The 11770-nt window shown below is 61.6% G+C and carries 11 protein-coding genes; 6 read left to right on the forward strand and 5 right to left on the reverse strand.

What is annotated here, in order from left to right; genetic code table 11:
- Positions 1-163 precede the first annotated feature (163 nt).
- The gene (locus BMY52_RS08540; protein WP_177169906.1) at positions 164-1453 is read right to left on the reverse strand and encodes a diguanylate cyclase; all 1290 of its coding nucleotides are present in this window, start codon (positions 1451-1453) and stop codon (positions 164-166) included.
- 233 nt (positions 1454-1686) lie between these two features.
- On the opposite strand from BMY52_RS08540, the gene BMY52_RS08545 reads away from it, so the two are divergent.
- On the forward strand, positions 1687-3174 hold the full coding sequence (locus BMY52_RS08545; RefSeq protein ID WP_143050451.1) for a GGDEF domain-containing protein: 1488 nt from the start codon (positions 1687-1689) through the stop codon (positions 3172-3174).
- A gap of 163 nt (positions 3175-3337) precedes the next feature.
- Positions 3338-3688 carry a hypothetical protein gene (locus BMY52_RS08550; protein WP_143050452.1) on the forward strand — a complete coding sequence of 117 codons (351 nt, stop codon included), beginning with the start codon at positions 3338-3340 and terminating at the stop codon, positions 3686-3688.
- Positions 3689-3775: 87 nt separating this feature from the next.
- Here the strand turns inward: BMY52_RS08550 and putA are convergent, their stop codons facing one another.
- Positions 3776-6973: a bifunctional proline dehydrogenase/L-glutamate gamma-semialdehyde dehydrogenase PutA gene (gene putA / locus BMY52_RS08555; RefSeq protein WP_090253409.1), complete on the reverse strand. Its 3198-nt coding sequence runs from the start codon at positions 6971-6973 to the stop codon at positions 3776-3778.
- A 341-nt stretch (positions 6974-7314) separates the two neighbouring features.
- A complete protein-coding gene (locus tag BMY52_RS08560; RefSeq protein ID WP_245740715.1) occupies positions 7315-7689 on the reverse strand; it encodes a DUF6746 family protein in 375 nt (124 codons plus the stop codon).
- Positions 7690-7930: 241 nt separating this feature from the next.
- Here BMY52_RS08560 and BMY52_RS08565 point away from each other — a divergent pair, with 241 nt between their 5' ends.
- The 3 genes from BMY52_RS08565 to BMY52_RS08575 are packed head-to-tail and all read left to right on the forward strand — an operon-like array spanning position 7931 to position 9943.
- Positions 7931-8374: a hemerythrin domain-containing protein gene (locus BMY52_RS08565; RefSeq protein WP_090253418.1), complete on the forward strand. Its 444-nt coding sequence runs from the start codon at positions 7931-7933 to the stop codon at positions 8372-8374.
- 4 nt (positions 8375-8378) lie between these two features.
- Positions 8379-8624, forward strand: a complete 246-nt coding sequence (locus tag BMY52_RS08570; RefSeq protein ID WP_090253421.1) for a DUF2249 domain-containing protein — start codon at positions 8379-8381, stop codon at positions 8622-8624.
- On the forward strand, positions 8621-9943 hold the full coding sequence (locus BMY52_RS08575) for a hypothetical protein (protein ID WP_090253425.1): 1323 nt from the start codon (positions 8621-8623) through the stop codon (positions 9941-9943). The genes BMY52_RS08570 and BMY52_RS08575 overlap by 4 nt, the downstream gene beginning before the upstream one ends.
- 11 nt (positions 9944-9954) lie before the next feature.
- On the opposite strand, the gene BMY52_RS08580 is transcribed toward BMY52_RS08575, so the two are convergent.
- Entirely contained in the window at positions 9955-10434 is a 480-nt protein-coding gene (locus BMY52_RS08580; RefSeq protein WP_090253429.1) for a DUF456 domain-containing protein, read from the reverse strand.
- A gap of 211 nt (positions 10435-10645) precedes the next feature.
- Between BMY52_RS08580 and BMY52_RS08585 the strand changes: the two genes are divergently transcribed.
- A complete protein-coding gene (locus BMY52_RS08585; RefSeq protein ID WP_177169907.1) occupies positions 10646-11302 on the forward strand; it encodes a metal-dependent hydrolase in 657 nt (218 codons plus the stop codon).
- On the opposite strand, the gene BMY52_RS08590 is transcribed toward BMY52_RS08585, so the two are convergent.
- The gene (locus BMY52_RS08590) at positions 11255-11569 is read right to left on the reverse strand and encodes a hypothetical protein (RefSeq protein ID WP_090253435.1); all 315 of its coding nucleotides are present in this window, start codon (positions 11567-11569) and stop codon (positions 11255-11257) included. The genes BMY52_RS08585 and BMY52_RS08590 overlap by 48 nt on opposite strands.
- Positions 11570-11770 lie beyond the last annotated feature (201 nt).

Below are 11770 nucleotides of genomic sequence, written 5' to 3' on the forward strand. Positions count from 1 at the left end.
AGACTCCACGCGCGTCATGATTGGCTGACGCGCAAAAAGAACCGGGCCCGCCACTCAAATGGCGGGCCCGGCACTGCCAATATCCGGATGTGCAGGCGTTGCGTGCGCCATCGGTGTGACCTGGGTCGGGGAGTTTTGATCCCCCTCCGGGTCGACTCCTTCCCTACGAGTCTGTGACCGGGGTGGCCACCACCCTGTTACGGCCCAATTCCTTGGCCTGATACAGGGCATTGTCCGCATCGTGGAGCATCTGTTCCAGATCGCTTCCCAGGCGGGTGCTCACCCCTACACTCAAGGTCAGCTTGACGCACTCGCTGTCCAGACAGAACTCCATGCTGGCCACCGCCTGACGCAGGGTCTCGGCCAGCGCGATGGCCGCCTTCTGATCAACGTCCTGTGCCACCAGACAGAACTCCTCGCCACCGTAACGCACCAGGATATCCGAGGCACGCGCCCGAGCCTTGAGCACCTTGGCCACCTGGGTGAGTACCTCATCACCCCCGAAGTGACCGAAACGATCATTGATGTGCTTGAAGAAATCCAGATCCATCAGGATCACGCTCAGACCACGCCCACCCCTGCGGGCCGCCTCGTGCAGCATCTGTCCGGCATCGGCCAGGTATCGGCGATTGAACAGGCTGGTCAGCGGATCATGGTTGGCGGCGTTCTCCATCTCCTGGATCAGTTCGATCAGGGCCACATTCTGGTTGACCCGCACAAAGAACTCCTCTTCCAGGAAGGGCCGTGTAATGAAGTCGTTGGCCCCGGCCTTGAGCTGACGGGCTGAAAGGATGCCCGAGCCATGATTGGACATGCCGATGATGCACAACCGGGTACGGCAATACCGTTGGCGAACACGGGTAATCAGGGTGATGCCATCCATGCCGGGCATGTGCTGATCGCACAGCATCAGATGGATCTGGTCTCCCTGTTCATCCAGCAGCCTGAGGGCGCTCTGACCATCCTTGGCCTCCAGCAACCGATACCCATACCGATGCAGCAGAGCCATGAGATAGGCTCGGGCCGAGGTGGAGTCGTCCACCACCAGGACACCGATATTGCGATTACGATGAATGCGGCCTACCGAACGGACCACATGGTCGATCTCGGAGGGGTTGTCCTTGTTGATGTAATCGATAATGCCCAGATCGATCAGCCTGTCCCGGTCATCGTCGCTGACTCCCGCGGTCAATACCAGAGCAGGGATACCCTGTTCAAGCACCCAGGGAACCACCTCCCCGTCCGGTGCGTCAGGCAGATTCAGATCCAGCACAGCCAGAAAGAACTGTTCGGCACCTTCTTCCAGCGCTGCCCTGGCCTCGGCCAGGGAGCCAGCCACTCTCACCTGAAGATCGGGCAGTTCTGCGATCTTGTTCGCCAGCAGCCCGGCCACCGAGCGGCTGTCCTCCACCACGAGGACGTGATGGCCGGATTGTCTGCGGATCTGCGGCATGGCGAGAGGGCCCGTGTCTGGGCGTGGGACTGGCATCAGTGAAACGTGTGGTGTTCAATATACCACTCCCAACGCCCCTGATCATCTGGCATACCAATGGACTGAACCGCCTCATCACCACAGGGACAAGATGGGCCAAAACCGCCCCCCCATTCCTTCCCCCAACGGTTCATCCCTTGTTTCGAGATATCCTTGGCCTATCCGTGATTCACACCATCAAGCCAAACATTCTCATGATCTACCTTGTAGCGGGTATCAGTTGCCTGCTGCTGACGGCCACCTTTTATCTGGGCGGCTTCAAGCCGCTGGCAGATCGCCTGCGCTCTGGTCATGAATCGGAGATCGAGTTCTCCATGCGAGCCTCCCAATGGCTGGTGCAGGGTGTTCTCGACCGACATTTCGCCCTCGCCCGTCAGACCGCCAGCCGCACCGCCATCCGTCAACGGCAGGTGGAGCATCTGGAAGGACGCATCTCCCTGGAATCCCTACGCGCCTTCAGCAACCCAAAGCTGGCCGACGCGCTCATTGCCAATGACGAATTGCTGGGGATCGAACGCTTGGGAGCCTCGGGAGAGCGGTTCCTGCAGGTGGGCCGGGTGCCTGAAGAGAGCCCCGGCGAAGCATGCCTTGCGCAAGGAGCCTCCGAAATCCATCTGCTCAAACCCATCGCGCTGGGCAACTACCGTGCGCTCGTTTACTGCTCCCCCATCATCGACCCCCGGGCGGGCTGGGTGGGTTCGGATCTGCTCTATGTGGATGCCGGGGCTCTGCACACGGTCATCGAAAAACCCCAGGAGCGCGATCTGCGCACCATGACCTTTGGCATTGCCGACTCTACAGGTGACATCCTGTTCTGGCCAGGAGCCCAGGCACCGGCAGATTCATTGGCAGCCTTCGAGAGCTTCATCAAGGGAGAAAGACCAGGGCAAGGTCATCTGGTCCGCACCCGAGACCTGGAGGGCACGGACTGGCAATTGTTTGCCGTGATCAACGAGCAGCGGTTCTTCGCGGAGACCAACGAACAGTTAGGCCGCCTCATACTGGTCCTTGGCATCCTGGTTCTGGTGATCTTTGCCCTGACCGTCGCTGCCCTGCGACCCATCATCCGGGCCCTGGTCGAGGCCCACGGACTCGCCGACCGAGCACAACGGGACGGCATGACCGGACTTTTCAATCATGCCCACATGCAGGAACTGGTAGAGCGAGAGATCCAGCGCAGCCGCCGCTATCGCAATGCCTTCTCATTGCTCATGCTGGATATGGATCATTTCAAGCAGGTGAACGATACCCATGGCCATCCAGTGGGCGACGAGGTGCTGAATCATATCGCCCAGATTCTCACTGATCTGGCCCGACAGCCGGATCTGGCCGCCCGGTACGGAGGTGAGGAGTTCCTGCTTGTGATGCCGGAAACGGATCCGGAAGGAGCATTGATGGTGGCCGAGCGTTTGCGCCAGCAGATCAGCGACCATCCGGTGGAGGTGGGCGGCACGCACATCCCCGTCACCGTGAGTATCGGCGTGGCCAGTTGCCCTGCTCACACCCCGCCCCCGCCACGCCAGACCATGATCCGCATCGCCGATGAGGCCCTGTATGCCAGCAAGCGCAATGGACGGGATCGGGTGACCCTGCAAGTGATCGATGCAAAAACCTCACGTTCGCTTCGGCGCGTTGAGGGGCCTTATCCGGATGGACGGAAAACAAGGGGCACAGCCTCATGAAGCCTCTTCTCCATGCTCAGGAGAGGGGCATGGATACTTGCCCGTACAGACCTGAGGGGTATTCTTGAGCCGGCGCTTGGGGCAAAATATTCTCCTATCGGACCAACCCACCCTTGACAATACGCCCATCGTCGTGGGCAGCCAACATCATTTGAGAGAGACCATGCCCGCAAGAACACGCATCATCCTGCTCAGCATTGCCGCCCTGGCCACCATCGTCTTCCTGCAACCCCTGCTCACGCTGCTTGGTGGCGTCATGGTGCTCGCCCTTGTCGGCACCCTCATCTACCGAGACCTGCCGCTGGATACCCAGGACATCATCGAGGAATACCTGAATGCCTGGCTGCGTCGCGCCAGAGACGGCTTCTGGCCCTCCAGTCAATCCCGGCGGGACGAGGATGATCCGGTGCTGATGATGGAGGAGGAATACGAAGAGAAACCCGCGCCCAAGCCCCGAGCCCGCCGCAGCCGTGCACGGAGCAAGAGTGGTTCCGGTAATGGCAGCCCTTCCTGAGGCGGTGTGCCGCCCCGCCCACTGGGTGGGATAACCTGCTAGCCCCTCTCGCCTCTGGGGAGAGGGGCTAGGGTGAGGGGTGAGGAACTAAGGTGAAGGCAATCGCTTCTGCCCATGACCATGAGCATGACCAACACCATGTCCCTCAGCCATGGCAAACAGACTGGCATTCCCACCCACCGCCGCCGTGTTCACCGTCACCACACGCTCCGTGGCAAACTTCAACAGGTAATGAGGCCCGCCGGCCTTGAAGCCGGTTCCTGACAACCCCTCGCCACCGAAGGGCTGCGTGCCCACCACCGCCCCCACCATATCCCGGTTCACATAGGCGTTACCGACCCTCGCCCGGCGGGTCACCGCATCAGCATGGGCATTGATACGGCTGTGAATACCCAAGGTCAGGCCATACCCCTGAGCGTTGATACGATCCACCAGGGCATCCAGTTCTCCGGACCGCCAGGTGACCACATGCAACATGGGACCGAACACCTCCGCCACCAATTCCTCGATGCTCTCCAGGCGGTAAAGGGTGGGTGCCATGAACAGGCCCCGCTCGCAGTCTCCCCCCAGCGGCGCGCGATGCAGGACGCGGCCATGCTCCTCCATGGTCTGGTGATGGGCCTCAAGCCGCTCCAGAGCCTCGGCATCGATGACCGGCCCCACATCCGTGACCAGCCAGTGGGGGTCTCCCACCACCAGGGAATCCATGGCGCCCTTGAGCATCTTCAACAGCGGTTTGACGATATCCGCCTGCACACAGAGGAGCCGCAGGGCTGAGCAACGCTGACCGGCACTGAGGAAGGCCGAGCGCACGATGTCCATGACCACCTGCTCGTGCAAGGCGGTGGAATCCACGATCATGGCGTTGATGCCGCCGGTCTCCGCAATCAGCGGCACGATGGGCCCCTCCCGCTGGGCCAGCCCCTGGTTGATCAGGCGCGCCGTCTCGTTGGAACCGGTAAAGGCCACACCGCTGACCCGGGGGTCACCCACCAGCAGGGGGCCAATCTCGCCACCGGGCCCGGGCAGGCAGTGCAATACTTCAGTGGGGATGCCAGCCTGATGCATCAGGGCCACGGCCCGGATGGCCACCAGACTGGTCTGTTCCGCGGGCTTGGCCAACACCGCGTTGCCGGCTGCCAGGGCGGCGGTCACCTGCCCGGTGAAGATGGCCAGGGGAAAATTCCAGGGGCTGATACACAGGAAGGTGCCTCGCCCATGCAGACTCAATTCGTTGCGCTCCCCGGTCGGACCGGGCAACACCGCCGACCGGGAGAACAGGCGCCGGGCCTGGGCGGCGTAATAGCGGCAGAAGTCCACTGCCTCGCGCACCTCGGCATGGGCATCGCGCAGGCTCTTGCCGGCCTCTTCCACGCACAAACTCATGAGCTCCGTCTGGTGTCTCTCATAGAAGTCAGCCACCGCTTCCAGGATCTCGGCCCGCCGCTCGGCGGGCGTCGCCTCCCAGTCAGGCCAGGCGGCATCGGCCGCTTGCAGAGCCGTTTTCACGTCCCCTTCACCGGCCCAGGTGATCTTGCCCGTCTGACGCTGCCTGTCCGAGGGGGACACCACCGCTTGAGCCTGATCCGTGCGCATCGCCCCCGCCACCAGCGGTCCGCCACGCCAACCCTTCTCGGCGATACGCGTCATATGAGCCGACAGTTTCAACAGCAGGGACCGATCCGAAAAATCCAGTCCCTCACTGTTGCGGCGGGCCTTGCCATAGAGGTCCTTGGGCAGGGCAATACGAGGATTGCGCAGCGGCTCGCAGGTGCGCAACCAGGCGGCGGGGTCGGCGATCAGATGATCCAGATCATCCTCGTGGATGCGATGAACAAATGAGGAATTGGCGCCATTCTCCAGCAATCGGCGCACCAGGTAGGCCAACAGATGCGCGTGACTGCCCACCGGGGCATAGATGCGACAGGGCACCTTTGGGCGGTCACGGGCCACCAGCTGATCGTACAGCGCCTCCCCCATGCCGTGGAGACGCTGCAACTCGAATTCCTTGTCCCGGGCCATCTCCATGACGGCCGCCACCGTATGGGCATTGTGGGTGGCGAACTGAGGGTACAGGTGCGGACAGTCATGCAGCAGGCGCTGGGCACAGGCCAGATAAGAGACATCCGTCGCCGCCTTGCGAGTGAACACCGGATAGTCGGCCAGACCCTGGACCTGAGCCTCCTTGATTTCCGTATCCCAATAGGCCCCCTTGACCAGGCGCACCATCAGTTGACGACGTTTCAGCGACGCCTTGTTCTCCAGCCAGCCCAGCACCTCCCAGGCCCGCTTCTGATAGGCCTGCACGGCAAATCCCAATCCTTCCCAGTTTTCCAGGCTGGAGTCGTCCAGCAGGCGTTCCACCACATCCAGCGACAGATCCAGGCGCCAGGATTCCTCAGCGTCGATACACAGGGGGATGTAGTAATCTCGGGCCAGCTGGCACAGATCCAGAATGCGCGGCATCAGTCGGCGATGAACCCGTTCCTCGTGCCCGGGCTCATAGCGGTTATCCAGAGCCGAAAGCTTCACCGAAATGCCAGGGCGCTCCCGCATGGCGATGCGAGGGTCCACCGACTTGCCGATGTGCTCGATGGCCTCCTTGTAGGCCTGAAAGTAAGCCTGGGCATCTTCTTCCGTGCGGGCTGCCTCGCCCAGCATGTCGTAGGAATACAGATAGCCACGCTTTTCGTTGCGGCGCGCCCGCTTCATGGCCTCGTCGATGGTCCTCCCCAGGACGAAACCATCGCCCAGCATCCCCATGGTGCGGCGCACGGCCGTGCGAATCACCGGGCTGCCCACGCGGGCCAGCATGCGATGCACCACGCGGGATAACCAACGCCGGCGATCATCCGTATCGATGATGCGCTCACTGAGCCAGAGGCTCCAGGTGGCCGCATTCACGAAGAAAGGCCGATCACGACCCAGATGGGCATCCCAGTGGGAAGCGGTGAGCTTGTCGTGGATCAGGCGATCCGCCGTGGCCTTGTCCGGCACCCTGAGCAGGGCCTCGGCCAGGCACATGAGCGCGATCCCCTCGTCGCTGGAGAGATCATATTCCTGCATCAGCGCTGCCATGCCGGACTGGCGCTTCTGGGCCTGAATCATCCCCTTGACCAGGCCCCGGGCCAGGTAACGGGTGCGGGTGCCTCGTTCCTCATCCTGGGGCAAGCGGTCGAGCAGCATCCGGACCGTCACGGCCTCATCGGCCCGATACAACTGGCTGATGGCCTGCCGATCGTGATGTGGCAGGGAATCGGGGTCGGCATAGACAAATCGGCTCATGCTCTTGTCCTGTCTTCCTGGCAATCGCACGAGGATAGCCCCAACCGCCTCATGGAATCCATGGATACGGAGGCCAGCACCGTGTGCCGGCCATCACCACCGTGAATGCGCCCGGCGACGGGCATTCAGGATGGCCGGAATGTCCTCGGCCGGCACCGGCCGACTGAGTCGACTGGCGTTCAATGTGGCCAAACTGGAACCCTCAAAGGGATCCATGAAAGGCACACGCAAAAAACAGGATGGAACGACGACTACCTGCTGAGCCTCATTCGTCAGTTCGCCCAACTGCGATACCCCCTGCCCCTCCCGGGAGATGGAGGGGCAAGTACCGGGATCAGTGATCAGTCGGCGATCTTGTCTGCCACCTCCAGATATTTGCGACCTTCTTCACGAATCTTGTCCACGTCATTCACTTCCGATGCCAGATGCACTTCTTCCAGGGTAACGGCCAGCGCTGACAGGTCCTGATTCATGCGTTCCAGGGCATTTTCCAGCGTATACGTCAGTTCGTGGATATACGCCACATCTTCCAGACTCAGTTCGTCTTCAGCCAATGTCGCCTCCAGCTTGCGATTGTGTTCCACGAAGTTTTCCACTGCCTGTTCCAGGCTGTCGACGGACTCCCCTTCATAATGCTCCACCCGCTCGGCCAGCGCAGCAGAGGAAAACAGGAACATACCGGAGGCCAGGGTGGCCATCATGAGGTGTTTTTTCATGTGAAACTCCATTGAACGGACAATGAATGAAAAGGTTCCGAGGGTGAATCCACCCCGGAGGGAAGCGCAAAGTCACGTTGGATTCTACCCGAACTGAAATCAAATGCAATCAATAATGATTCTTATTGCATAATTTGATTGATCCCCACCGGCCGCCTTGATCCGGGTCAAGTTCAAATACCTCAGCGGTTGGCTAACGTAACGACACGCCATCCTGCTGACACATCCACGGGGCATCGCCATGCAGACCATCCAGGACTTTTTCACCCACGACCACCGCGACTGCGACCATCGCCTTGCCGACCTGGAAAGCGCGGTCGCTGACCAGGACTGGCCCGCCGCCGAAACCGCCTGCGCACGCTTCCATCACGACCTGGAGCGTCACCTGCAGCGCGAGGAGACCTTGCTGTTTCCTGCCATCGATACCTTCACGGGCAGCAGCGGCGGCCCCACCGAGGTCATGCGCCGGGAACACGATCAGATGCGCGCCCTGCTCACTGACGTGCAGGACACACTGGCCCGGCGGGCGGTGGATCCCTGCCTGGGCAACATCGAAACCCTCATGACGCTCATCCAGCTCCACAACGTCAAGGAGGAACAGATCCTCTACCCCATGGCCGACAAGCACCTGAGCGCGGGGCGCGACCATCTCATGGGCCAGGTGCGCACCCTGGAACCGGCTTGACCCCATGGGCACCACCTACATCCTGGATGTTCGCGATCTACCCCCTCCAGAGCCCCTGCAGCAGGTGCTGGACAGGCTGCCCGACCTGGCCCCGGGGGATGTGCTGCACATGAAGCACCGGCGCGAACCCTTTCCCCTCTACCCGATGCTGGCGGACATGGGTTTTGCCCACCGGGTGATCACCCCGCCGGATGTCCCCTTTGAGATCCTTATCTGGCGGGCCGACGGCCCGGAGCCCGGCACTCCATGAACCTTTCCCGTCTGTCTTTGGATCGCACCCCACCCCTTTGGGTACCGTTGCAGTTCATGATCACGGCGCCCCTGTTCGCCGTGCTGTTCGCACTGCTGATGCTCTGGCTGGGCCCTCAGACCCTGCTCTCCCGCTGGATGCCCGGCCTGATCGGTGCCACCCATATTCTGGTCCTGGGTTATCTGGCCATGGTGATGTTCGGTGCCATGCAGCAACTGCTCCCGGTGGTGGCAGGATCCCCGCTACCCAAAGATCTGCTCACCAGCCGTGTCACCCATGGACTGCTGGCCCTGGGCACACCGTTTCTGGGAATTGGCCTGGCAACTCAGGCTCATTGGGCCGTGATGCTGGGAGGCACGCTGGTGTTGGGCGCCGTGGCACTTTTCATTCTGGGTGCCCTGATCAGCCTGGCGCGCAGCCGGGCCCGGGGGCCAACCCTCACCGGACTCTGGCTGGCGGTGATCTCCTTGCTGATGGCCATGGTGCTTGGCGGCTGGCTCGCCAGCGGCCATCTGGGCCAGGGGTGGCCCCTGCCCCGCTACCTGACGAACATCCACCTGATCTGGGCCTTGTTCGGGTGGATCGCCCTGCTGATCGCCGCCGTGGCCTATCAAGTGGTGCCCATGTTCCAGATGACCCCGGAATATCCCCGCCTCTTCGCCCGTGGCTATGCCCCGGTGGTGTTCAGTCTGCTGGTCCTGTTGACCTTGCCGGCATGGCTGCACCTCCCGGAGTGGCTAACCCTGCTGATGGGCATGGCCCTGGCCATCGCCCTGGCGGCCTTTGCCGTGGTCACCCTGTGGCTGCAGTCCCGCCGACGCCGCCGTAACGCCGATGTCACTGTGTATTTCTGGCGCACCGGGCTCATCGCCCTGCTGGCGGCCATCGCTCTGTGGGCCCTGGCTCACCTGCTGCCCGGCTGGCCCCCGCGTGGCCCGCTGATGCTCCTGCCTGTCTGGCTGTTCCTGGCCGGCTTTGCCATGTCCATCATCAACGGCATGCTCTACAAGATCGTCCCCTTCCTGGTGTGGCTGCACCTGAACAACCAGCGCCTGAACAACCAGCGCCTGAGCACCGGCAACCTGCGCGCGCCCATCCCCAACATGCACGAGGTGATCCCCCTCAAGCTCACCCGCTGGCAACTGTACCTGCACTGGCTGGCCCTGACCGGCACTGTGGGGGCGTTGTTCTGGTCGGGTTTGTTCGTGCCAGCCCTGCTCCTGCTGGCCGCCTCCAATGGGCTGCTCACCTGGAATCTCGCTCAGGGTGCCCAACAATTCAGGTGCTGGCACCGTCGGTTGAAGCCCTCCGCAAACTAGAGGCCAGTCAGTCAGAAGAATCGCACCGCCAGAAAAAGAGCCACCATGGCAAGGCCCAATGCCACCTTGGCAGCCGTGCCCAGGATGAGCCCCAGGGTGGCACCCCAACCGGCCCGGCCTGCCGCCAGCAGATCCCGACGGGCAGACAACTCCCCCAGCACCGCGCCGATGAACGGCCCCAGGAGCAGGCCGATCAACCCGAAGAACAGACCCACCACGGCGCCGATCGTGGCTCCGATCACGGAGCGCCCCGAGGCCCCGTAACGATGGGCCCCAAAGGCGCCCGCCACGAAATCGGCCAGCGAGGCCAGGCCCGCCATGGCCGCCAGCACCAGCAAGCTGCCCAGCCCCACGTGCACGAAACTCTCTGCCCAGGCCGCCGCCCAGAGCCCGAGAAACAACACCAACGGCCCGGGAATCGCGGGCAGCACCAGGCCGACAACGCCCAAAACAACCAGTACAACGGCAAGAACCCAGGCAAAAATATCCATGGGCGAGGAGTTTAGCAGGGCTTCAAGGGGAGAAAGGAGCCCAATACCTTCGAATCGGTGAAACGACGCGGCCATTGGCTTAAGCCTTGCTCCTCTCTGATCACCTCTGTTCATTCATTCAGCTTTAGTGATAACATTCTGAATGAATGTGATTTTTAATAACAACAAATACTAAATGGCCAATTTCGCAACGCATGTAAGTGTCGCAGGAATGTTCGCGACAGGACTGGCCGGGGCCACCCTGGCCACAGGTCGACTGGATGGGTGGGAGTCCCTGGGACTGATGCTCTTTCTGGTGGCCGGCACCCTTCTGCCCGACATCGACGTGGATGGCGGACGCCCCCAGCGGGCCCTGTTTGGGGCGCTCTCGTTGGTGGCTGCCACCGCGGTGATTGCACTCCTGCCCGCTTCCTACAATCACCGGGTGGACTGGCTTCCCCAGATCGAGCCAATCGGCTGTGAGATCTTGGCTCTGGCCCTGCTGGCCTGGTTTGTGGTGCGTTATCCCCTGGCCATGCTTTTCCAGCGCCTCAGTCGACACCGGGGGCTGTGCCACAGCCTCGTGGTCGGTCTATGCTGGAGCCTGGGATGGGTTTACGTGGGCTTGCAGTGTCTGATGGCCGATGTCCTGGTGGTCTGGCTGCAGGGCGTTGCCATCTTTCTAGGATTCGTGATCCACCTGTTGTTGGACGAACTCTACAGCGTTGACATCAACAACGCCCGCATCAAGCGCTCCTTCGGCTCTGCCTTCAAGATCCTGCAGCCCGACTTTCCACTGGGTTCCATCGCTGCCTGCATGCTCCTGGGAATGTTGATCTGGCTACTGCCCTACCCCGAGGAACTGCTGCAATGGCTGGCCTCCTTCTAATACGGCTTTTCCAGGCCCAGGTAAGGCCACAATACGTTCTTCACCGTCCTGCTCGAAGACGGCCTTTTCCTGCCAGTACTCCAGCACCTTCAGTTGGGCGGGAATAAAATGCAGTTCCTCTTTCACCTTGGTGAAGAAGGTCTTGGTGGCGCCGTGAACGAAGGGCTTTCGGGTTACGCTATGGGCATCTGACGCAAACCGGAGCCATGCTTTTGGACCATCACTTTTCAAACCGGAAAATTTTCTGGAACCCCCTTTGTAAGTCATTGATTGAAAAGGCTCCATGGCGTCGAGTCGGAACGTAGACCCTGATGAAGAAGGGATTAAGACGCGGGGCATTTTGGATAATGCGTGACCCGATTTGTCGGAACGTTTATGCCGCTACGCGGCCGAGCCCGAAAGTGGTAGGTGGACGATGCAGTCGCTCTGACTCTTAACCCCAGCGCCCCCGGCCGTAGCCCTGGCCAA

It is taken from the genome of Ectothiorhodospira marina, assembly GCF_900109495.1.
GTDB classification, from domain to species: domain Bacteria; phylum Pseudomonadota; class Gammaproteobacteria; order Ectothiorhodospirales; family Ectothiorhodospiraceae; genus Ectothiorhodospira; species Ectothiorhodospira marina.

What these genes read in the sequence shown, in the direction of transcription:
- BMY52_RS08540 (WP_177169906.1), bottom strand. Translation starts at nt 1,453, where the DNA reads ATGCCGCAGATCCGCAGACAATCCGGCCATCACGTCCTCGTGGTGGAG.
- BMY52_RS08545 (WP_143050451.1), top strand. Translation starts at nt 1,687, where the DNA reads ATGATCTACCTTGTAGCGGGTATCAGTTGCCTGCTGCTGACGGCCACC.
- BMY52_RS08550 (WP_143050452.1), top strand. Translation starts at nt 3,338, where the DNA reads ATGCCCGCAAGAACACGCATCATCCTGCTCAGCATTGCCGCCCTGGCC.
- putA (WP_090253409.1), bottom strand. Translation starts at nt 6,973, where the DNA reads ATGAGCCGATTTGTCTATGCCGACCCCGATTCCCTGCCACATCACGAT.
- BMY52_RS08560 (WP_245740715.1), bottom strand. Translation starts at nt 7,689, where the DNA reads ATGAAAAAACACCTCATGATGGCCACCCTGGCCTCCGGTATGTTCCTG.
- BMY52_RS08565 (WP_090253418.1), top strand. Translation starts at nt 7,931, where the DNA reads ATGCAGACCATCCAGGACTTTTTCACCCACGACCACCGCGACTGCGAC.
- BMY52_RS08570 (WP_090253421.1), top strand. Translation starts at nt 8,379, where the DNA reads ATGGGCACCACCTACATCCTGGATGTTCGCGATCTACCCCCTCCAGAG.
- BMY52_RS08575 (WP_090253425.1), top strand. Translation starts at nt 8,621, where the DNA reads ATGAACCTTTCCCGTCTGTCTTTGGATCGCACCCCACCCCTTTGGGTA.
- BMY52_RS08580 (WP_090253429.1), bottom strand. Translation starts at nt 10,434, where the DNA reads ATGGATATTTTTGCCTGGGTTCTTGCCGTTGTACTGGTTGTTTTGGGC.
- BMY52_RS08585 (WP_177169907.1), top strand. Translation starts at nt 10,646, where the DNA reads ATGTTCGCGACAGGACTGGCCGGGGCCACCCTGGCCACAGGTCGACTG.
- BMY52_RS08590 (WP_090253435.1), bottom strand. Translation starts at nt 11,569, where the DNA reads ATGACTTACAAAGGGGGTTCCAGAAAATTTTCCGGTTTGAAAAGTGAT.